The organism is Labrys sp. E2SS-1L (assembly GCF_057073705.1).
The window spans coordinates 1,169,183-1,190,883 of the sequence record NZ_CP172713.1 but is presented as its reverse complement, the minus strand read 5'-3'; the positions used below and the strand labels follow the sequence as shown (position 1 = coordinate 1,190,883).

The window sequence follows — 21,701 nt, the reverse complement described above, 5'->3', positions numbered from 1 at the left end:
GCCAAATCAGAGCATGCCATATTGGCGCAGGAGGTTGGCGACTTGCGCATCCTGCTCGTCATTGGGCAGCAACGCCGGCTGGCGGCTGGCGCCAACCGAGGCGTCCTGCAGATAGAGCGCGCGCTTGACCATGGCGGGAGCAAATCCGAGCGCGTAGAGGTCGGTGCGAAAAGCGGCGAAAATAGCCTGCTGTCTTTCCGCCTCGGTAACATTGCCGGAGTTGAAGGCGCTCAAAATGCCGGCCAGGACATGCGGCATCGCATTGCCCAGGCCCGATATGCAGCCGGCTGCGCCATTCTGGAGCGCCCACAGCACCAGATGATCGGGCCCGGAATAGACCTGGAAGCCATCGACTTCCTTGGAAACCTGAAGGTAGGCCTCCAGCGTCTCCTTCGCGCCCCCCGAGTCCTTGATGCCGGCAATGTTGCCGTGGCGGGCCAGGGTTCGAGCGGTCTGGGGCTCGATGTGGTTCTGCGTGCGCGCCGGGATATCGTAGAGATAGACTGGCGTCTGCACGGCATCGGCGACGGTCGAGAAATGGCGAATGAGGCCGTCCTGCGTGCAGGCGATGAAGAAGGGCGTGATCACGGCGATGCCATCGACGCCGATGCGGTCGAATTCGCGCGCCAGCTTGATCGTCTCGAAGGTTGCCGGCATGCCGGCATTGACGATCACCCTGACGCGGCCGCCGACCTCATCGACGACTTCTTCGGTCAATCGGACCTTTTCCTCGAAGGTGAGCGCCGTGAAATCCCCATTGGTGCCGGCGCACATGATGTTGTTGCCGGCCACGACCTGGCGGCGAACCTGGGCGCGCGTCGCTTGGTAGTTGACGGTTTCGTCCTCGTTGAAGCAGGTCACGAGGGCCACGAAGGCTTGTCTGGACATGGGGTCTTCCTTGGATGGGACCGGTGTTTCAGGAGGCTGTTCTCAGACGGGCGGCGCGATGGGCGGCCTGGGTGTCCGGATCGGGGTCGAGCGCCGCTGCAAGAAGGGCGCGGGTATAATCCTGGCGCGGGGCCTCGAACACCTCGCGGACCGTTCCGAGTTCCACGATGCTGCCCTTCTGCATGACCATGACGTGGTCGGCAAAGTCGCGCACTACCGGCAGGTCATGGGCTATGAAGATGAAGGCGATCCCCAGCCGTTGGCGCAGCCTGTCGAGCAGCGCGATGACCTGGGCCTGCACCGAGACGTCGAGAGCCGACACAGCCTCGTCGCAGATGATGAGCTGGGGTTCGAGCGCAAGGGCCCTGGCGATGGCGATACGCTGGCGCTGGCCGCCGGAGAACTGGTGGGGGTAGCGGCTCATATGCTCGGCGCTGAGACCCACCTGCATCAGAAGCTCAGCCACGCGCTCGCGCCATCTCGCCCTGGGGAGAATATCGGGATGGATGGCCCATGCTTCGGAGATGAGCTGGTATACGGTCATGCGCGCATTGAGCGACTGGGTCGGGTCCTGGAATACCATCTGCAGGTCACGGCGCAGCCTGTAGAGATCGGCGGGCGACATCGTGAACAGATCGCGTCCCTTCCATAGCGCGCTGCCGCTATCGGGCTCGTCGAGGCGCAGCAAGATGCGGGCAAGCGTGGACTTGCCCGACCCGCTCTCGCCGACGACAGCCATGGTTTCGCCGGGCATGAGATCGAAAGAAACGCCCTTCAGGGCCTCGAAGGCGCCATAGCGCTTGCGCACGTCGCGCACCGAAAGCACGGGTTCGGCGCGGGCAACCGGCTCGTGCATCTGGCCTCTGCCGGGTGCGGCAGCGATGAGCTTCCTGGTGTAGGGGTGCTGGGGGTTCTTGTAGACTTGGCTGACAGTGCCGGCCTCGACCAGTTCGCCCTTTTCCATCACCACGACCCGGTCGGCGATTTCGGCGACGACACCGAGATCATGCGTGATGATCAGGATCGCCATGCCGGTTTCCCGCTGCAACTCCTCCAGCAGGGCAAGGACTTCTGCCTGAACCGTGACGTCGAGCGCGGTGGTCGGTTCGTCGGCGATCAGAAGGTCCGGCCGAAGTGCCAGCGCCATGGCGATCATCACGCGCTGGCGCTGGCCACCCGAGAATTCATGCGGGTATTTGCCGAGCGAGAACTCGGGATCGGGGATGCCGACCCGCGTCAGCAGGCGCAGCGTTTCGGCCCGGGCAGTGGCTGCGTCGGTGCCATGGGTGGTGAGCGCTTCGCGGATCTGCCAGCCAACCGTGTAGACCGGGTTGAGGTGGCTGAGAGGATCCTGGAAGATCATGGCGATGCGGCGTCCGTTCACCTCGCGCCTTTCACGCGCCGGCATCTTCAGGAGGTCGACGCCATCGAGCAGGATTTCGCCCGAGGCAATGCGTCCCGGCGGCATGTCGATCAGGTTCATGATGGCGGACGAGGAGACCGACTTGCCCGAACCGCTCTCGCCGAGGATCGCCAGCGTCTCGCCACGGTCGAGATGGTAGGAGACGTTGCGAACCGCCTTGACCACACCCATCGCCGTATGAAACTCGACGGAGAGGCCGCGCACGTCCAGGAGATGATCAGCCATTCTTGCGAACCTTCATTTCGAGGCGCCAGCGCTGCGTTGGATCGAGCGCGATGCGCAGCCAGTTCGACAAAAGGTTCAGCGACAGGGTCGTCACTATGATCGCAAGGCCGGGCCAGAAGGACAGCCACCAGGCATTGGTCAGATATTGCCGGCCCTGCGAGATCATCAGGCCCCAGGTGATCTCGGGTGGCTGAATACCGATGCCGAGGAAGGACAAGGCACTTTCGGCCAGCATGACATAGGCAAAATCCAGCGTGGCAAGCGTGGTCAGCGTCGGCAGGACGACGGGCAGGATATGGCGGAAGAGGATGCGCGTCCTGGACGCCCCCATCACCCTGGCCGCCTGCACGAACATGCGTTCGCGGATCTCGAGCACTTCGGCCCGCGTGGTTCTGAGGTAGACCGGAATGCGGGTGATGGCCAGCACCAGCATCAGGTTCAGGATCGATGGCCCCAGAATGTAGAGCACGATCACGGCGATCAGCAGCGACGGGAAGGACATGATGACGTCCGCAAGCCGCATGATCACTTGGTTGACGCGAAGGGAGGAAAAGCCGGCCAGAAGCCCAAGCAGGGTGCCGACACTAGCCGACAGGACAACGGCGCCGGCGGCCACCAACAGCGTGTTGCGCGTGGCGACGACGATGCGCGCGAGCAGGGGGCGACCGAGCGCGTCTGCGCCCATCCACCATACCCAGCCGCGTTCCCAGTCAAAGGGAGCTGCGTTGCGGCCGCGGAGGTTTTGCTTGGTCGCCAGTTCGCCGAGCCAACTCGGTCCTATGATGGCGAGGACTACGAACAGGAGCAGCAGGATGGCGGCGCAAAGGGCGAATTTGTCGGCCAGCAACATGCGCGCCATGCGCGTCGCGAAAGAAGGCTCGGCTGCGATCGTGGTATCAGCCGTGGGGTGGGTCATGGCCGCTGTCCTCAGTGACGGATCCGCGGATCGAGCAGTGCGTAGGCAAAGTCGATCAGGAGATTCATGAGGAAGATCGCCAGCGCCGTGACGAGGATCGCCGCCAGCACGACATTGAAGTCACGCTGCAGGATGGAATCGATCATCAATTTGCCGATGCCCGGGAAGCCGAAAATGGTCTCGACGATGACGGCGCCATTGAGCAGGCTCGCGGCCTGGTCGCCGATCACGGTGATGACCGGGAGCATGGCATTGCGCAGGGCATGGATGAAGATGATCGGGCCCGATTTGACGCCCTTGGCGCGGGCGGTCTTCACATAGGCGGAGGAGAGGGCGCCGATCATCGATCCGCGTACCACCTGCACGATGATGCCGAAGGGGCGGATGAACAGCACGCAGATCGGCAGGATCCAGTGGAGAAGGGAACCTGTGCCCGACGTCGGCAACCAGGCCAGCTTCACGGAAAAGACGACGATCGCCACGATCGCGATCCAGAAATCGGGAACCGAGGCGCCGAGCAGGGAGATCAGGGAGGAGAGCCGGTCGAAGAAGCCGCCGGCGCGGAAGGCGGCAAGCGAACCCACGACGATGGCGGTAGTGGTAACCAGCGTCATCGTGATGGCAGCCAGCCAGAGCGTCCACACGAAGGCTTCGAGCACGACGTCGAGGGCGGGTCGGGCCTTGCGCAGGGACTCGCCGAAATCGCCGACCGCCACGTCCCCGACATAGCGCAGGAACTGGACCAGCAGAGGATCGTTCAAGCCGTGCAACTGGCGGAACTGCTCCTTCATTTCAGCCGAAGCCTCGACCGGGAGGAACAGGGCGGCAGGGTCGCCGGTCAGGCGCGACAGGAAGAAGACCATGACGATCAGTCCGACCAGGGAGATCAGACTGGCCACGGCGCGTTTTCGAATGAAGCTCAGCATGGCGTCCTCAAGGCGGCAGGCGGCAGGATGACCCACCGCCTCGATGGCTGTTGCGACTGGCAAGCCTGTCGTTCGAGCGGACAAGTCTACTTGATCTTGATCTCGGAGAGCTGGAGCATGGAATTGGTCGCCATGGTCGGCTTGTAGTCCAGGCGCTCGGAAACGCGCGAGAAGCCGACCATGTGGAACAGCAGCACGTCGGCGACGACGTCGTCATGCAGATAGGCGAACAGCTCCGACCATAGCTTGGCCCGCTCCTCGCCGACTGCAGCGGAAGCACGCTTGATCAGGTCGTCGACCTTCGGATCGGAAAAGCCGGACTGGGTGCCGTTTGTCGCGTATTTGAAGAACATCGAGAAGGAAGGGTCGCCTTTGGCATTGTCATGCATGGCGGCGACGATCTGGGGCCCGCGGCCTTCCTTGAAGGGTTTGGAATAATACTGCTCGTGCTCGGCGACCTCGACGAATTTCAGGTCGACCTTGAAGCCCACATCCTGCAATTGGGCCTGGATGGCCTCCATGATCTCGGTGACATTGGGAAAATTGGCAGAGCGGGCGATGATGGTGATCGGCGTGTCGAGGTTGACGCCATCCGCCTTGGCCTCTGCCAGCAATTTCTTGGCGCCATCGGGGTCGTAAGGGAAGACTTTGACGTTCGGATTCCAGCCGAGCGTCGGCGGGGGGACGATCGCGGTGGCGAGCAGGGCATCCTTGGGAACCAGCGTGCCGAGGAAGGCCTGGCGGTCGATGGCCAGATTGAGCGCGCGGCGGATGCGGACGTCGTTCAGCGGCGGGATATTGTGGTCGATGCGCAGATAGACCGTCTCGCTGTCGAGATAGGAGAAATCGGTGGCCGGATTGGTGGCGTCGAGCTGCGAGATCGACGGCGACAGATCCGCTTCGCCGGTCTGGACCATGGCGGCACGCACCGAGGGATCGGCGCGGAACAGATAGGTCGCCTGCGTCACTTCCGGCTTGGTGCCCCAGTAGTCGTCGCGGCTGGTGAGGACGATCTGCTGGCCCGGCGTCCAGTTGGTCAATTTATAGGGACCCGTGCCGACCGGCTCGCGTACGAATTCGAGTGGCGTCTCCTCGGGCACGATGGTGACGAGAGACATCAGCAGCGGCAGGATCGGCTGGGCAGGATCGGCCTTGAAGTCGATGGTGTAGTCGTCGACGATGGCGGGGGTCACGGTCATGCCGCCGAAATAGCGACGTGATTCACAGGCGTTCTTGTCGCTCATGATGCGATCGAAGCTGTGCTTGACGTCCTTGGCGTCGAAAGCCGTGCCGTCGGAGAATTTGACGCCGTGGCGCAGATGAAAGCGCCAGCTGCCATCGGGATTCTGTTCCCATTTTTCGGCGAGGCGCGGCATCAGGCCCTTATGGTTGCGAACATCGAGCTCGGTGAGTGTCTCGCTGACGTTCTGCATGATGACTCGGCCGATATTGGAGCGGGTTGCCATGCAGGGCTCCAGCAGATCCGCTTCCTCGGCGAGCACGATCTTGATGGGCCCGGATCCGGCGAAGGCGGGCGAGAGGGCCGAGCCCAGCATCAGCGCCCCCAAGACAAGCATTTTCTTCACGGCAGTCCTCCCTCCGACGTCCTTTCGCCGGTTGCCCAAACCATCGCCTTTTCCTATAAATTTGTCAATTTATTTCACAATGTAAATTCAATTGCCGATATTTTGAAAAAATTTTTCATTTAAAATCAATTAGTTAATAAAAAAATCTGCATTCTTTAATCGGAATCGTGACATTATAAAACTTGACAACTTTGTGTTTTTTGTGATGGTGGCCTCAGATGGGAGGGAACGAATGGACCCCGAGGAAATAGCCCGGAACATGAATGGCCGGCTCCAAGGCGTGTCGCCGGGGCGCCAGGAGGCTTTGCTGCCTTCGCCCATGATCCAGAATCATGCGGCCTTTCTGCACCTGCTTCACGATGGCACCCTGCTCTGCGCCTGGTTCGGGGGCACGCTCGAAGGCAAATCGGATATTTCCATCTTCGCCTCGGTGCTGCCCAAGGGCGCGCCGTGCTGGGGCTTGCCCCAAAAATTGAGCTTCGACCCTGCTCATTCGGAGCAAAATCCCGTGTTCTTCACGGCACCGGACGGAAGGCTGTGGCTCTTCCACACTTCGCAGCCTTCCGGCAATCAGGACGAATGCAGGATCCGCATGGCCGAGATCCGCCGCGGCATCTCGGAACCGCCGGCGATCACGGCCGAGGAGGGCCGTTATCTCGATCTGCCACGTGGCTGTTTCGTGCGGGCGCCGGTGACGGTGCGCGATGACGGGGCCTGGCTGTTGCCCATCTTTCGTTGCGTCCAGCGGCCCGGCCAGAAATGGAACGGCAGCCATGACACGGCCGCCGTTGGCATCAGCCTCGACCAGGGGAGAAGCTGGCAGCTTGAAGATCTCGACCAGTCGATCGGCTGCGTGCACATGTCGCCGGTCCGGCTGGGCGCGGATCGTCTTGCCGCCTTCTTCCGCCGGCGGCAGGCGGATTGGGTCTTCAGGACCCAGAGCATGGATGGGGGCAGGTCCTGGTCCGTGCCGCAGGCGACCGATGTGCCGAACAACAATTCCTCCATTGCGGCGATACGCCTCGACGATGGCAGGGTTGCGATGATCTGCAATCCCGTGAATGCGGCGCAGTCTGCGGACCGGCGCGCCTCGCTCTATGACGAACTCGGCGAGGACGATCGTCGCCCGGATGCGGATCCAGCCGGCGGCTGCACGCCCATCTGGGGCGTGCCGCGGGCACCGGTCTGCCTGTGCCTGTCGGAGGATGGCGGCGAGACGTTTCCGGTTCGTCTTGTCATCGAGGATGGTCCCGGTACCTGTCTCTCCAACGACTCGACCGACGGCCGCAACAAGGAAATGTCGTATCCCTGGCTGTTGGAGGAACCTGACGGTACCATGCATCTGGCCTACACCTATCATCGGCGCGCCATCAAATATGTCCGGCTGGCTCCAGGCTGGGACAAGGCTGCCGTTCGGAGTCCTTCATGAGCAACATCATCGGCATAACCATGGGCGACCCCTGCGGCGTCGGCCCCGAAATTTCGATCCGGGCACTCGCCGGCATGTCGCCCCAGGAGCGCGACACGATTCGCATCTACGGCAATTTGCCGACGCTGGAGGCTGCACGGGCGGCCGTCGGCCTCGATGTCGATCTCGCTGCTCATGTCGTGGACCTGCCGGTCGAGGGGGCGCCGCTGCCCTGGGGGAAGCTGAGCCCGGTCGCCGGCGATGCTGCGTTCCGCTTCATCGAGAAGGCGGTGCGGGATGCCGAAGCCGGAACGATCGGTTGCATCGTCACCGCACCGATCAGCAAGGAGGCCTTGAATCTCGCCGGCCATCACTATGATGGACATACCGGCATGCTGCGCAGCCTGACCGGGTCGAAGGCGGCCTATATGCTGCTGGCCTCCGAGCGTTTGAAGGTCATTCACGTCTCGACGCATGTGTCGCTGCAGGAGGCGATCCGTCGTTCCACCACCGAGCGCGTGCTGGCAACCATCCGCGCCGGCGACGCCCATCTCAGGCGCATCGGTTATGCCGCACCCAAGATCGCGGTGGCCGGCATCAACCCGCATTGCGGGGAGAACGGCTTGTTCGGCACCGAGGATGACGATCAGATCGCACCCGCGGTCAGGGCGGCTCGGGCCGAAGGCATCGATGCCCATGGTCCGATTTCCGCCGATACGGTGTTCCACCGCGCCTATTCGGGTGTGTTCGACCTGGTCGTCGCCCAATACCACGATCAGGGGCACATTCCGGTCAAGCTCGTCGCCTTCGACACGGCCGTAAACGTTTCGGTGGAATTGCCGATCGATCGCACCTCCGTCGATCACGGTACGGCCTTCGACATTGCCGGCAAGGGCATTGCCAATCACGGCAACATGATTTCGGCCATTGCCTACGCCCGCAAGCTGGTGTCCGGCGCGGCCAGGCGGGGATGACGCATGACCATCGCTCCAATCATTCTTCATCAGCCTCGCCGTCTTGCCGTCGGTGCCGGCACGGTGGCTGAGGTCGGCAACTGGGCCGGTGATGCCAGGTCGGTGCTCGTGATCGCGACACCGATTACGGCGGGGTTTGCCGATCGTCTGAAACCGCCCGGCCGCGTCACCGTGTTCGATGCCATTCCCGGCGAGCCTGATACGAAAACTCTGGATGCCGCTCTCGAAGCCGCGCGCCGCAGCGAGCCGGACCTGATCGTCGGTCTTGGCGGTGGTTCGGTTCTCGATGTCGCCAAGCTGGTGGCCGCGCTCTGGGATTCACAGCAGACGCTCGCCGATGTTGCCGGGCCGAACCGGGTCGCGGGCCGCCGGACGCGCCTCGCGCAGGTCGCCACCACGGCGGGCACGGGCTCGGAGGCGGGCATTCGTTCCTTGATCACCGATCCCGGCAAGGGCAACAAGATTGCGGTCGAAAGTCCGCATATGATCGCCGATCTCGCCGTACTGGATCCGGAACTGACCTATTCCGTGCCACCGGCGGTGACGGCGGCAACCGGTGTCGACGCGATGGCGCACTGCGTCGAAGCCTTCACCAATCGCCGCGCCCATCCGATGATCGACGGTTTTGCCCGCATGGGCTTCCAACTCGTCGGCAAATATCTCGCGCGCGCCGTCAGGGACGGCAGCGATACCGAGGCGCGCGAAGGGTTGATGCTCGGCTCCTATTATGGCGGCATCTGCCTGGGACCGGTGAACACCGCTGCCGGGCATGCCATCGCCTATCCGCTCGGTACGCGGCTCGGCCTGCCCCATGGTTTGGCGAACGCGATCATCTTCCCGCATGTGCTGGCCTTCAACCAGCCGGCAGCGGCCGGTAAGACGGCCGAAGTGGCGCATGCCCTCGGATTGGGACAGGATCTCTCCAGCACCGAACTGGTCGAGGCCGCCCATGATTTCTGCCGAGGCCTCGGCATCGAGATGTCGCTTACCGCCCATGGTGCCAAGAAGGACGACCTGCCGCTCTATGCGAGCGAGGCGCATGCCAATCGTCGCCTGATGGACAACAATCCGATCGACATGAATGTCGATGACGTGCTCGGAATCTACCGGGCTGCCCTTTAGGGCATTACGCAAGAAAGCCGCCGGTTTTCGGCGAGGGCAATGAGGAAACCCCGGACCTTGCCGGGGTTTTTGCATTCGGGCGGCTTATTTGCTCGCCTGGAACAGGCGGTCGCGAGACCCGGTCAGATGATCATGCATGAGCTGTCTCGCCTTCGCCCCATTGCGGGTGGCAATGGCTTTGGCGATGGCTTCATGCTCGGCGAAGACTCGCGTGAGGCCGGTCGCCTCGCGCTTGACCGAGGCGCCGTGAAAGCGCATCCCGACGGCGATGTGGTCCTTCAGGGCTTCCATGGCGGTGAAGAAATAACTGTTCTGGGCCGCTCGCGCGATGGCGAGGTGGAACTGGAAATCGGCATCTTCCCGATGGGATTGCCGGTTGGTGGCATCGCGCATGAGTTCCAGGGCCTGATGAATGGCGGCCAGATTGGCTGCGTCGTGGCGCTCCGCCGCCGCGGCCGCCGCGGCCGGCTCGACGGTGAGCCTGAACTCGTAGCAGTTCAGCAGGTCGGCAACGTTTTCCAATTGTCCGAAACCGAGCGGTTCCCGCATGCCGACGGCGCGGACGAAACTGCCTGCCCCTCGCCGCGAATAGATGAAACCCTGCTCGCGAAGCCGGCGCAGTGCCTCCCGAATGATCGGGCGCGAGACCTCGAATTCGATGGCGAGGTCATGTTCGGTCGGCAGGCGCTCGTCCGGCTTGTATGCGCCGGACTTGATGGCACGATGCATGCGCTCGAAGACGAGATCGCCGAGGCTCCTGCGCGCTGTTCCGTTTTGCAAACCCATCTGTCATCCCGTCCTGCGGAGGATCTGGCCGGCGATCCTGCTCAGCGCATCCGGCTGCCCGAACCCCCCTGATTTTGCAATGATGCAATGGCCCTGGGCGTGGGCCAAGCCCAGTCCCGGCAGGCATTCGCCCAGGAGCCGAAAACGTCTGATCTGCATTTTTTCCAGCACGGTCTGTGCCGTTTCTCCACCTGACAGCAGCAGTGTCGATGCCCTTGCAAGGCCCGAAAATACACTGTGTGCGAGGGCATGGGAGACCTCCTGCGAGGTCGCGGCCTCTGTGCCCGGCACCGCCTGCACGAGAGTGATGGCGCTGCCGTCGACGATGGCTTCCGCCAGGCGGCCATTGGGCGCCGGCAGGTAATGGGGATCGAAGGCAGCCTTGAGCGCATCGACCTGGGCGAGCGTGATCGGATCGCGAGATCCGATCACGAACAGGGCGGGTCCCTCAGCAATCTCGACCGTGCTCCCGGAGGCGCGCCGGCTGAGCCGTTCGGCAAGCGCTTCCGCCAGGCCTCGTGCGCCGATCAGAAGGTCCACGCCGGCCTCTTCCGACCGGGCGAGCCAGGCGCGCATCTCGTCCTGATCCGAAATGTCCGGAATTGTGGCACGTGTGGCATGCCGCCCAAGCGCCTCGGCCAGGCAGATCGGTGCGTCCACGCCGAACCCGTGGACATGGCCGGCTTTAACCACCCGTCCGAAATCGGGAATCGCTGGGGCCGCCAGTGCAGCGCGGAAGGGCAGGGCATCGAGCTCGGCGGCGATATGTCCTTTGAGGCGCGAGTCCACCTTCTTGAACAGGCGGGCCCCGGCTGGCAAGGCGGCCAAGGCCGCGGCGGTCAGACACCGCGCTGCATCGGCGGTCAGTTCGCGGGAGGCGAGATTGATCGAGACGACATCCGGCCCTTCCCGGACGGCTTCCTCAATGGCATCGATCGTCAATGCCACCTGCGCATGCATGCCCCGCGCCGCGAATGGTGCGGCGGTGTCCAGCGCTCCTGTCAAATCGTCGGCAAGAATGGCCAACATCGCGTTTCTCAAATTGTTGTTATCTTTTTTCCTCTATTTATCATTGAAATGTCAATGTTTTTTGTAAAAATATTACAAATATAACCAGGCGGGAGCTTGGCGGGGTGGGTTTGAGACATGCCGCCGGAGACAAGCCCGATCGGATCGCCCGTGCTGCTTGGTGCGGACATCACAAGATCCTTCGCCGGGGGCTGTTTGGATTGCCGGCAGCCACGCGCGGACCCGTTTCCAACGATCAGGATTCCAGGCCGGCGACGTACGAATTCATCTTCTGCGGACAGCTGGACGGTCCGAAGAGGCTCGCTCGATCAACGTGCATCCGATCTTGTGAATGCGGCGAGCCGACGATGCGGACTTCCTTGCAAGTTGCTCAATGGCCCAGGCACCCATGGCTCGATGCGGAAGCTCGAGCGTCGTCAACTGGGGCCGCAAGTGACGTGATAGCTCGTCATCATCATATCCGACGACGGACAGATCCGCCGGTATCCTCAGGCCAGTTTCGACGATCGCGTTGAAGCATCCCATTGCCATCTTGTCGTTCTGGCAGAAAATGGCGGTCGGCGGCTCCTCGAGCGACAGGAGCCTTTGCGTCGCCTCGAAGCCGGAGGTCGGCGTCCAGTTCCCCTCGGCGACCAGATGATCGTCATAGGGAATGCCAGCCTCCATCAGCGCCTGCCTGTAGCCGGCGAGCCGGTCCTGGGCCGCCTCCATGAAGCTTTCTCCCACGATCGTGCCGATGCGCCTGTGACCCTTTCTTATGAGGGAGACGGTCGCCATTCGCCCGCCTGTCGCCTCGTCGGGGACCACCGCTGGAAAGCGGTCATCGCTCGTATAGCAATTGAGCAAGACCAGGGGGACAGGAAGGTCGTCGAAAGTTGGATCCAGTGAAACGCGGCGGGTGAAGATCGACATATAGACGACACCTTGTGCGCCCGCCTGGAGAAGCCGGGCCACCGCCTTGCGTTCGTGCTCGGCACGGCCTTGGGTCTGCGCCACTAGAATGGTGACGTCGTTTTCCCAGGATGCCTGTCGGGCGCCGTCAATGGCATTGACGGCTTCCGGTGTCGTCGCCAGCTGGTCCACGATGAAGCCGATGCAACTGCCCCGCAGCTCTTCGAGATTCGCCCGCCGAATTGGACTTCCCATTCCATAACCAAGGGAGCGCGCCGCATTCTGCACCCGCATGCGCAGGTCGGGAGAGATCTTGATATCCGTGATGCCGTTCAGGACGACGGACACCGTAGCCTGCGAGCAGCCCGCTGCCTTCGCTACGTCCATCATCGTCACGCGCTTCTTGGTTTTCCGGCTGTTCACATGTCCCCCATACGGGATCCGACCCTACGCAAGCTACACAAGCTAATAAAATTCGACCATTGACTAATAATTATTAGCTGCGATAGCGTCTCCGCTAAAGGGAGGAGACGGCCGGATGACCACGCACCCCTCGTTCAATTACGATATCGCCTCCCAGGTGGCGCAACTCGTCGAGGATGGCATCATTGGATTGAAAGGCGCCTTCAGCCCTGAATGGGCCGACGACATGCGCGAAGATATGATGACGGCTTTCTGGGCAGCCATTCAAAGGCCCGGCGGCGCCGTCGGTCGTGGTCCGCGCCGCTGGTATGTCGAAATACATCCGCAGGCCTTTCGCGGTTTCGTGGACCTCATTACCCATCCCTGGGTCGTGGATGTCTGCGCCCATGTACTCGGACCCGATTACCAGATCGTGGAAATCGGCTTCGACGTGCCGTTCCAGGGTGCGAAATACCAGCCCTGGCATCGCGATTTCCCGTCGCCGGCCGACACTTATCGCGATCGGAAAATTACCTCGCTCGCCTTCAATCTCACCGGCGTCGATGTCACCGAGGACATGGGGCCTTTCGAAATCGCGCCCGGCACGCAGTATGACGACGGCCGCGAATGGAAGCATGAGATGTTTCCGGACAAGCCGCTCTGGGGCCGCTTCCAGGAGCGGGCGACCCGCAAATATCCGCAGCGTGGTGATATTTCCTGCCGGTCTGCCCTGACGGTCCATCGGGGAACGGAGCATCAATCGCCGATCGCGCGGCCCGTCATGGTCCTTGGCGTCGATGCGCCGGGGGCAGGGCATGCCGATCTGCACGACATGATGGTCACGCATGACTGGTACGAAGCCTTGCCTGATATTGCGAAACGGCATCTTGTTTGCAGGGTCGTGGACGAACTGGTGCCGATCAGCCAGAAGCACGACATCGAAGGTCTCGTGATGGGCGCCGACCCGACCTGAGGATGGCTCTCCATGGATCGGCGCTAGGCCAGGCCCTCGGCGACCGCATAGGCATGAAGAGCGTCCGCGAGGCTGTCTTTCCGGGGCAACAAGGCGCGCGTCGTGATCGAGTCGAGGTGGTGTGTCATCAGGGCGACCGCCTCGTCGGTCTTGCCGGCGATCAGCTTGTCCAGCAGTTCCCGATGCTCCGATACGGCGCATTCGGAGGAGTGCGGCCTGCCGTAGAGGGCGAGGATCAACGAACTGCGCGCGACCAGTTCGTTCACATAGCGTATGAGACTGGCATTGCCGGTCATCTGGGCCAACAATGTGTGGAATTCGCCGGCCAGGCGTATCGACACCGCGTGCTCGGTCCTGGCAGCCTCCTCGGCGGCGATATGGGTCGATAGCGTGTCTATCTGTTCCTGCGTCAGGCTTCCCGAAAGGGTCTCGACGACCAGGCGTTCCAGTGCGATGCGCGTGAGATACAGGTTCCGGCCTTCCTCCAGGCTGGGATGGGAGACCACGGCTCCCTTGTTGGGTCGCAGTTCGACAAGCCCTTCCTGGCTCAGGCGGACGAGCGCCTCACGGACCAGCGTGCGGCTGACGCCCAGCCGCTCGCCGATCGAGTCCTCCGGCAGTTTCGATCCGGGCGGCAGCGCTTGGTCGAGGATGGCTCGCTTCAAGGCTCGGTGAACGGCCTGGGAGCGGCCACCGCCGATGTCGCTCACCTTCTTTGCCATTCGAGATCTCCGGCTCCAACGCTTCTCTCTTGGAATTGCATGCGAATATTGTGGGTGTCCAGTCGCTTGTCATCGCCGTGAACATGCATTTGCCATCGCGAGGGTTTGCCAACTCGTTTGATGGATGCCTGATCCTGCGGCCCGGGCATGCGAGGTGCGTCCTTGAGGATAATTATGTACGCATATTTCCTATATTTTACATACAATAATTGCATTCGAAAATCGAAAGTGATTTTCGATAGGAGTGCCATTCAAAAGATATGTGAATTTTTCCAGCCTGATCGCATGTGGTTGCCTTTCATAAGCGGCGCGACAGTGCAATCGAGCGCCCGGGGCCTCTCCCCTGGCTTGACTCGGGCGTGTCATATAAGTATGCAATTTATTATAAATAATGCATACAATTAGTGAGCGCGGCTCGCTGGCTCGGGAGGGCAGGAAATATGAATGGCTCACAAGTGGAATTGTCTCGACGCGGCTTTATGGCGGGAGCCGGTGCCGGCAGTTTGGCGCTGGGTCTTGGCCTGGCGGCGGGCGCGAAGGCGGCAGACGGGAAATCCATGATCGATGTCGGTGCCGTCACGACACCCGTCAGCGATGTGACGAAATTGCCGGATGCCTATCACCTGCTCAACGTCCGCCTCGAGACGGGCTTTGTCGAGGAGAAGAAGTCGTGGCTCGATGCTCCGGTCATCGCCCACACCGGCACCGAGTTGAAGACGCTGCGCATCGCTGGCGGCAAGATCGCCGAGATCCTCGACAGCAAGGCCGCCATCCCGGCGGGCACGGCGGCCTATGACGCGCAGGGCCAGTTGCTCTTGCCGACCTTCCGCGACATGCACATCCACCTGGACAAGACCTTCTATGGCGGTCCGTGGGAAGCGACGCTGCCAAGAGAGCATGGTCGAGCCGATCGCATCGCCCAGGAACGCGAGATTCTGCCCAAGCTTCTACCGCTGGCCGAGGAACGTACCGCCGCGATGGTGCGCCTGATGCATTTGCACGGCACTACGGTCTGCCGCAGCCATTGCAATGTCGATCCTGTCAGTAAGCTCGGCAATCTCGAGCACCTCAAGGCGTCGTTCGAGCGCTTCAAGGATACGCTGGACTCCAAGATCATCATTTTTCCCCAGCACGGCCTGCTCGCCTCCAACAGTGTCGAACTGATGCGCGAAGCGCTGAAATCAGGCGGCGTCAGCTATGTCGGCGGTGTCGATCCTTCCGCCTTCGACAATGCCATGGAAAAATCGGTCGACACGACGGTCCAGCTCGCGATCGATTTCAACGTCGGGATCGACATCCACATCCATGAGCCGCGTCAGACGGCCATTCCCGCCTTCAACCGCATCATGGATCACATGGAGAAGAACAAGCAGCTGCAGGGTAACGTGACCTTCAGTCATGCCTATTCGCTGGCCGAACTCTCCAAGGAAGAGCTCAGCGACATTGCTGCCCGCATGAAGGCGCTGGGCGTTACCCTCGCCAGTGCAGTTCCCCTGGGCAAGGATGCGATGCCGCTGCGTGAACTGCACGAAGCCGGCATCAAAGTGATCTGCGGTACCGACAGCACCATGGATTGGTGGGATTCGTTCGGCAATTGCGACATGCTGCAGAAAGCCAACGAAATCGCCCGCATCCAGTATCGCAGCACGGAGTTCGAGATCAATCGCACGCTCGGATATGCGACCGGCTTTGTCACCCCGCTCAACGACAAGGGCGAGCAGGTCTGGCCGAAGGTGGGTGACGAAGCGAGCATGAATCTCCTCCCCGCCAGCTGCTCGGCCGAGGCCGTCGCGCGCTTGCCTGTCCGTAATGCCGTGTTCCACAAGGGTAAGCTCGCCTACGGCACGCTCCCCAAGGCCGGCTGACCTTGTCCGTATAGGCAAGCGCGGCGTTCTCGTGAGATCGGCCCGGCTATTCGGCAAGGCCGATTTGCTACCCGTTATGGGCTTCGTCGAGAGACTCTAGGAAGTGGCGCAGAGCTTCGCCGATCTCCATCGGCGAATCTTCCTGAACGTAATGGATACCCTTGACCGTCACTTCGCGCTGATGGGGCCAACTGCGGCATGTCTCGCGTGCCCGGCCGGTAAGGATTGCGCCTGGCTCGGCATTGATGAACAGCTTCGGGATAGCTGCCCTTGCCAACCAGGCGCTGTATTGCCGGACAATGGCCAGCACATCCGCCGGCTCGCCCTCGATCGGCAGTTCACGCGGCCATATGAGGGTTGGCAACCGAGCCTGGCGTTGTACGAATGGCTTGCGATAGGCGTCCATTTCGATCTCGCCCAAGGGGCGGATGATGCTCTTGGGCAGGACGGTTTCGATAAAGAAGTTCTGGTCGAGCACCAGCGCCTCGCCCTGTTCCGAGCGCAGGGCGCGAAAGAATTTGTCGCGCCCTGCAGGGAACTCCGCCCAATGGCGTTCGGCGACGATCGCCTCCATGTAGACGATGGCGCGTATCTGTTCGCTATGCCGGAAAGCGCGATAGAAGCCGAGCGCCGACCCCCAGTCATGCAGCACCAGAGTGACATTGGCGGTAAGGCCGAGTTGCTCGAACCATGCATCGAGATAGCGCGACTGATCGATGAAGCGATAGGCGCCGGATGGTGACGGGCTTGATTGTCCCATGCCGACGAGGTCGGGAGCCAGGCAGCGTCCAAGCCCGCTGGCATGGGGAATGACGTTACGCCAGAGGTAGGATGAGGTCGGGTTGCCGTGCAGAAAAACGATCGGGTCGCCCGTGCCGACGGCCACATAGCTCATTTCGCTGTCGAGTACCTTGATCCGTTCGCGCGGATGGGGATCTTCCGGATTGATCATCATATTCAAGGTCTTGCTCCCTGTCTGGAGAGGCCGAAGCGCCTGTTGGCGCCATTCGGCATCGCTCTCATGGGGGCAAATTAGGCCGTCGCAGCCTCTGCGAAAATTCGCTAATATTGCGCAATGCATGATCATTTTCGCACAGGCCGGATCGATTGGGAAGATGTGCGCTTCTTTGCGGCGCTGGCACGCCATGGCAGCTTGTCGGCAACCGCTCGCACCTTGCGGGTCAATCACGCCACGGTCTCGCGCCGCATTGCCGCCCTCGAAGCCGCCGTCCAGGTCAAGCTCTTCAAGCGCGATCCGAATGGCTACCAGCTGACCGATGCCGGCCGGCAGGCGTTGCAGGCTGCCGATACCATGGAAAGCGCGGCGGCCGCCCTGTCGCGGCTGGAGCCCGAAACCGCGCTGACCGGTCTCGTCCGCGTCACCACGACGCCCAGCCTGGCCGAGAGCTTCGTCATTCCCAAGCTGGCTGCCTTGCAACGACAGCACCCGCTCCTCGAACTCGAGATCAACGCGGAACGCCGGCCGCTCAGTCTCAGACGGCATCAATCCGATATTGCGCTGCGCATCGGTCGGCCGGAAAAGGGGGAACTGAGGGCACGCCGGGCCGTCAGCCTTGCCTATCGGTTCTATGGAACGCCGGTATGGCGCGAACAGATCGTCGCCGGTGCCTCACCGCGTTTCATTGGATTCGACGAGGCGGGCACCGATTTTCCCGAGGCGCAATGGCTCGCGGCACAGTTCGAAAACGCGCCAATGGCTTTGCGCTGCAATAATATAACGGGACAGATCGTAGCGGCGCGTGCGGGCTTCGGCATCGCCTTGCTGCCGCATTTTCTCGCAGCGGATGATCCCGATCTTGTGGAGATAGATTTGTCCCGCACGCCCCCATTGCGTGAGCTGTGGCTGTTGACCCGTCATGGCGCGCAACCGCCGCAGCGCATCCGGGTCGTGGCCGATTTCCTGTTCGATGCCATCCGACAGGAACGCCTGCGCTTCGAAGGCGTATAGAAGCGGTAAAGAAGTCCTGGCGCTATGGGCTGCAACCCGGCCCCTGCGGATCTGCAAGCCGCGACCCGGTATTCGTCAGGCGATGCCCAGGATTTCGGGGCGCACGGCCAAGGCTGGGAAACGATAGCCGGCCGGTTTTGTTTGGTGTTACGCTCGACACAACAGATCCAATAATTCGCCCGTAAGGTAATCAAGGTCCTATTTCGGTTCTGCCGGAATGATCTGACAGTCGAGCCAACCATTAGCGATCACCCCCAAAGGGAGCAGCGCGATGGAAGACGATCCGAGATCTGCCTTTTCAGAAAATCGACCGCATCGAATCCGCGGGTTGTTGGCCGCCGGCGTTACGACTTGGATGGTGCTGACGGGCTTTTCCTTGCTGGTGCCTTTGCTCCTGGGATGGGCCAGGGAGCTGGCGGCCGGCCGCGGGCTTTCCCTTCCCGCCTATGAGGCGTTTACCATCGTTTTCCTGGCAGTCTACGTCATCCCGATCGCCGCGGTGGTTTGCCTTGTCGTGGGCTATCCCCTGTGGAGCCTCGCGGGTGCGGCCGGAATGACCCGGCGGCGACATGCATTGGGGTTCGGCGCGGCCGCCGGCGGCATCATCGCGCTCCTGATGCTGCAATCACACAGTCTGGCAGGGTTCCTCATCGGCTTCTTCCTGGTGCCTCATCTGGCAATGGGGGCCGCTTTCCGCCTGCCGGATTGGCTGAAGGGTCTATCGATGCCCTACATCGTCCTAGCCTTTGCTTTTGCCGGCGCGGTCGCGGGTCTCACGGCCCTGTGCATCGGCCGCCGTGGTGCTGCAGGCCTTCGCTGCCTGTTTTGCCGGCCGGCTTGAGCGAGAGTTCCGGACGTTCCCGACATTTGTTTGGAGATCGCCATGATCAAGCAACTCGTCCTTGCCGCTTCGTGCTGTGTCGCTGCTGCCGTGAGTGGCCTTCCGGCGCCCGCCATCGCCACCAGGATCGGGAAAGGAGCGAACGAGGATCTTCCGACCTATTGCGCCCGGGTCGGTACCGACGACACCGTGCGCGAATACACACCGGACCTGCGCGATCGGACGCTGCGTGCCTATGAGACATTCCGGGGCGGAGGCGACGCGTCCCGGGAGAATCCGAGCGAACTCGACGCCCATTTGAAGGTCGACGCGAATTATCGCTGCATGGATGGCAAGGTGATGGTCTGTTCCATCGGTGCCAACCTGCCCTGCGTGAAGATCAACATGGCGCGCAACATTCCGCAGATCACAAAGTACTGCCTGGAGAATCCGGGCGCCGACGACGGCCGCGACCTGGCTCTTGCGATCACGGGTCATGACACCGGGCATAGTTTCCAATGCCGTCATGGACGCGCCGTCGTGACCGGCACAACCTGGGCACTCGACAAGCGCGGCTTCGCCAAGAAGATATGGTACGTTCTTCCCGACTAGAGCAAAGCGTGTTCACGACTGAACGCTTGTTTGCCCTCGCTCTTTGGTTCGACGCGTCTTTGCGATTCCAGATGCCCCCGTCGAATCGCAAAACGCTGTAGGAGCCGTCCCACAGCCGGGAATTCGGGCGCGCACCAGTCTTTGCAAACCAGGGACGAAACAACGGGGCGGGCCGCCAGATCCTCGTTGCCTCCTCACCGCCCGACGGCATCAAGTCCAGGCAGGTCTCGGAAATGGGCTGCGGGTTTGAAGAAGAACATCCTCCGAATGTAGTCGGCGCACAGTCTAGAATCTGTATAAATTATTGTTATTGCGAGAGAATTCAGAGAGTGGCAAAGGGGATTGAGTTGTCCTCTTTCATTGGCTGCCGTCGTGCCTCAAGTCCTGTGCTTCTTCCTCCTCCGCTCCAGGACAGCCTGCCGGGGCGCATGCAAACGGGTGTCCTCGCCGACCATGGCGCGTGGCCCGATCGCAGCCAGGCAATTCGGCCTAGTGGAGGATTGCTAGATGGTGCTGGACATCCACGCGCTGTTTCTGCGCCACGCCAAGGAGATCTCCAACACGCTGCGGCGTAGGGGGGTTACGGCCGACAATGCCGCCGATTTGACGCAGGAGACTTTTCTCAGGCTGCTTTCGGCGGACTCGCATGCCGAGGTGCATCACGCCAATCCGCGAGCCTTGCTCCATCGCATCGCGCGCAATCTACGCATCGACCAGCAGCGTCGTGAGCGCTTGGTGCTCAAGGACGACCTCGCCGACGAGGCCTTCGCCGCGATCTCGGACGACAAACCATTACCCGAGACGATCGTCATCGATCGCCAACGCCTTGCGATCGTCACGGCCGCGCTCGCGGACTTGCCGGACCGCACGCGCCAGGCTTTCCAGATGCATCGCCTGGGCGAAAGGACCATCAGCGAGATTGCCCAGGAACTCGGCCTGTCGACGACCAGGACCTGGACGCTGATCCGGGAAGCCTACCTTCATGTCCGGGCTCGGCTGCACGAGAAGGCCTAGGCAGGCCGAAAAGGTGTTGCGGTCGCAAAGTATGGCCGGGCGTCGGCATGCAACCCTTTGAACGTTTGGAAAAATGTTTCCGCTCATCCGTTTGATTGATGTAGTCAGGGTGGCTGGCAGGTGCCCGGTCGCCTGCCCAAGGAACGTCGATGAACGAAACTTCGCCACAGGAAGATCGGCTGTTCGAAGAAGCGGCCGATCTCATGATCCGTCTTCAGAACGATCCGGGCAATCCGGTGTCTAGGGAGATGGTGAAGCGCTGGCGCGCTAGGGGCCCGGCCTATGAGAGGGCGTGGCTCGAAGCCTTGGAAATCCATGGCTTGACAGGCAGGGTTCTTGCTTCCGCCGATCAGGTCGAACCGCGCCCCAAGCAGGGGTTGACCCGTCGTAGCCTCGTGGCCGCGGGAGTGGTTGGGGCAGGGGCCATGGCCGGTGGTTATCTTGCGTTGCCGGGCCTGATCCTCCGCGCCCAGGCGGATCATCTGACCGGAACGGCCGAAATCCGCCGCGTCACGCTTCCCGATGGCGGCACGGCGACACTGGGCCCGGACAGTGCCATTGCCCTGCATTTCGACGATCGCCGGAGGGCGGTTGCCTTGCTGGCCGGCATGGCATTTTTCGAGGTTGCCAAGGATCCTTCGCGCCCCTTCCGGGCTACGACGTCCGAACTGGCTGCGACCGCCCTCGGCACGGCCTTCGACCTCAGCAACGATGCCGGCCTCGTTTCAGTTTCCGTCGAACATGGGTTGGTCGAGATCGATGTTCCCGGTTCAGCTTCCGTCGATGGCGCCCGCCTGGCGGCCGGGCAATGGGCGACCTTTGACGAGGGCACCCGCCTTACCACCCGCGGCAACCGGGATGCCCGCCAGATCGGCGCTTGGCGCAGTGGCCAGATCCTGGTCGAAAACGAGCCGGTGCGAGCCGTCGTGGCGAAGATCGCGCGCTGGCAGCCGGGGCGCGTGATGATCGCCGATGCAGGTCTTGGCGCCAACCGCATCAGCGGTGTTTTCGATCCCGGCAATCCCCTGCGCGCTTTGGAAGCCGTGGTTCACCCCTTCGGGGCCCGCGTTCGTTCGCTCGGTCCCTACCTCACCGTGATTTCGTCGCTGTAAAAAAGCTTCGCAGAAGGGAGAAATTTCGCGGCTCCCAT

The 21,701-nt window shown here is 62.1% G+C and carries 21 protein-coding genes; 10 read left to right on the top strand and 11 right to left on the bottom strand.

Annotated elements, in window-relative coordinates; all coding sequences use genetic code 11:
- Window positions 1–6: 6 nt before the first annotated feature.
- The 5 genes from ACIGJE_RS31040 to ACIGJE_RS31020 form a co-directional block, all read right to left on the bottom strand.
- Window positions 7–888 (bottom strand): dihydrodipicolinate synthase family protein, encoded by an 882-nt coding sequence (locus ACIGJE_RS31040; RefSeq protein ID WP_483680523.1) that lies wholly within the window; start codon window positions 886–888, stop codon window positions 7–9.
- Between the two features lie 28 nt (window positions 889–916).
- A complete protein-coding gene (locus tag ACIGJE_RS31035) occupies window positions 917–2,536 on the bottom strand; it encodes an ABC transporter ATP-binding protein (protein ID WP_415081045.1) in 1,620 nt (539 codons plus the stop codon).
- On the bottom strand, window positions 2,529–3,452 hold the full coding sequence (locus ACIGJE_RS31030; RefSeq protein ID WP_483680521.1) for an ABC transporter permease: 924 nt from the start codon (window positions 3,450–3,452) through the stop codon (window positions 2,529–2,531). Before ACIGJE_RS31030 ends, ACIGJE_RS31035 begins: the two co-directional genes overlap by 8 nt.
- A gap of 11 nt (window positions 3,453–3,463) precedes the next feature.
- Window positions 3,464–4,378: an ABC transporter permease gene (locus tag ACIGJE_RS31025; protein ID WP_483681211.1), complete on the bottom strand. Its 915-nt coding sequence runs from the start codon at window positions 4,376–4,378 to the stop codon at window positions 3,464–3,466.
- An 86-nt stretch (window positions 4,379–4,464) separates the two neighbouring features.
- On the bottom strand, window positions 4,465–5,955 hold the full coding sequence (locus ACIGJE_RS31020) for an ABC transporter substrate-binding protein (protein ID WP_376717678.1): 1,491 nt from the start codon (window positions 5,953–5,955) through the stop codon (window positions 4,465–4,467).
- Window positions 5,956–6,196: 241 nt separating this feature from the next.
- Between ACIGJE_RS31020 and ACIGJE_RS31015 the strand changes: the two genes are divergently transcribed.
- Genes ACIGJE_RS31015 through ACIGJE_RS31005 form a run of 3 tightly spaced genes read left to right on the top strand, consistent with a single transcriptional unit; the run spans window position 6,197 to window position 9,468 of the window.
- The gene (locus ACIGJE_RS31015) at window positions 6,197–7,393 is read left to right on the top strand and encodes a sialidase family protein (protein WP_483680520.1); all 1,197 of its coding nucleotides are present in this window, start codon (window positions 6,197–6,199) and stop codon (window positions 7,391–7,393) included.
- A complete protein-coding gene (gene pdxA / locus ACIGJE_RS31010; RefSeq protein WP_311936821.1) occupies window positions 7,390–8,346 on the top strand; it encodes a 4-hydroxythreonine-4-phosphate dehydrogenase PdxA in 957 nt (318 codons plus the stop codon). Before ACIGJE_RS31015 ends, pdxA begins: the two co-directional genes overlap by 4 nt.
- Before the next feature lie 3 nt (window positions 8,347–8,349).
- A complete protein-coding gene (locus ACIGJE_RS31005; protein ID WP_367624705.1) occupies window positions 8,350–9,468 on the top strand; it encodes an iron-containing alcohol dehydrogenase in 1,119 nt (372 codons plus the stop codon).
- An 84-nt stretch (window positions 9,469–9,552) separates the two neighbouring features.
- Here the strand turns inward: ACIGJE_RS31005 and ACIGJE_RS31000 are convergent, their stop codons facing one another.
- From ACIGJE_RS31000 to ACIGJE_RS30985, 4 genes are all read right to left on the bottom strand, one after another.
- Window positions 9,553–10,254, bottom strand: a complete 702-nt coding sequence (locus ACIGJE_RS31000) for a FadR/GntR family transcriptional regulator (RefSeq protein ID WP_311936817.1) — start codon at window positions 10,252–10,254, stop codon at window positions 9,553–9,555.
- 3 nt (window positions 10,255–10,257) lie between these two features.
- Window positions 10,258–11,283, bottom strand: coding sequence for a four-carbon acid sugar kinase family protein (locus tag ACIGJE_RS30995; protein WP_367624703.1), 1,026 nt, complete (start codon window positions 11,281–11,283; stop codon window positions 10,258–10,260).
- 8 nt (window positions 11,284–11,291) lie between these two features.
- Window positions 11,292–11,453, bottom strand: a complete 162-nt coding sequence (locus ACIGJE_RS30990; RefSeq protein WP_367624702.1) for a hypothetical protein — start codon at window positions 11,451–11,453, stop codon at window positions 11,292–11,294.
- Between the two features lie 94 nt (window positions 11,454–11,547).
- Window positions 11,548–12,597, bottom strand: a complete 1,050-nt coding sequence (locus tag ACIGJE_RS30985) for a LacI family DNA-binding transcriptional regulator (RefSeq protein WP_483680517.1) — start codon at window positions 12,595–12,597, stop codon at window positions 11,548–11,550.
- Window positions 12,598–12,712: 115 nt separating this feature from the next.
- Here ACIGJE_RS30985 and ACIGJE_RS30980 point away from each other — a divergent pair, with 115 nt between their 5' ends.
- Entirely contained in the window at window positions 12,713–13,549 is an 837-nt protein-coding gene (locus ACIGJE_RS30980) for a phytanoyl-CoA dioxygenase family protein (protein WP_311936807.1), read from the top strand.
- Window positions 13,550–13,572: 23 nt separating this feature from the next.
- On the opposite strand, the gene ACIGJE_RS30975 is transcribed toward ACIGJE_RS30980, so the two are convergent.
- Complete coding sequence (locus ACIGJE_RS30975; protein ID WP_483680515.1) at window positions 13,573–14,271, bottom strand: GntR family transcriptional regulator; 699 nt, start codon at window positions 14,269–14,271, stop codon at window positions 13,573–13,575.
- 440 nt (window positions 14,272–14,711) lie between these two features.
- Between ACIGJE_RS30975 and ACIGJE_RS30970 the strand changes: the two genes are divergently transcribed.
- A complete protein-coding gene (locus ACIGJE_RS30970) occupies window positions 14,712–16,136 on the top strand; it encodes an amidohydrolase (protein ID WP_483680514.1) in 1,425 nt (474 codons plus the stop codon).
- 67 nt (window positions 16,137–16,203) lie between these two features.
- Here the strand turns inward: ACIGJE_RS30970 and ACIGJE_RS30965 are convergent, their stop codons facing one another.
- Window positions 16,204–17,283 (bottom strand): haloalkane dehalogenase, encoded by a 1,080-nt coding sequence (locus tag ACIGJE_RS30965; RefSeq protein ID WP_483680513.1) that lies wholly within the window; start codon window positions 17,281–17,283, stop codon window positions 16,204–16,206.
- Between the two features lie 6 nt (window positions 17,284–17,289).
- On the opposite strand from ACIGJE_RS30965, the gene ACIGJE_RS30960 reads away from it, so the two are divergent.
- From ACIGJE_RS30960 to ACIGJE_RS30940, 5 genes are all read left to right on the top strand, one after another.
- A complete protein-coding gene (locus ACIGJE_RS30960) occupies window positions 17,290–18,105 on the top strand; it encodes a LysR family transcriptional regulator (protein WP_483680512.1) in 816 nt (271 codons plus the stop codon).
- A 331-nt stretch (window positions 18,106–18,436) separates the two neighbouring features.
- On the top strand, window positions 18,437–18,946 hold the full coding sequence (locus tag ACIGJE_RS30955; protein WP_483680510.1) for a hypothetical protein: 510 nt from the start codon (window positions 18,437–18,439) through the stop codon (window positions 18,944–18,946).
- A gap of 42 nt (window positions 18,947–18,988) precedes the next feature.
- On the top strand, window positions 18,989–19,537 hold the full coding sequence (locus ACIGJE_RS30950) for a hypothetical protein (RefSeq protein ID WP_483680509.1): 549 nt from the start codon (window positions 18,989–18,991) through the stop codon (window positions 19,535–19,537).
- 507 nt (window positions 19,538–20,044) lie between these two features.
- Window positions 20,045–20,551 (top strand): RNA polymerase sigma factor, encoded by a 507-nt coding sequence (locus ACIGJE_RS30945; protein ID WP_367624695.1) that lies wholly within the window; start codon window positions 20,045–20,047, stop codon window positions 20,549–20,551.
- 149 nt (window positions 20,552–20,700) lie between these two features.
- On the top strand, window positions 20,701–21,663 hold the full coding sequence (locus ACIGJE_RS30940) for a FecR family protein (RefSeq protein ID WP_483680507.1): 963 nt from the start codon (window positions 20,701–20,703) through the stop codon (window positions 21,661–21,663).
- The last annotated feature ends 38 nt before the right edge of the window (window positions 21,664–21,701 follow it).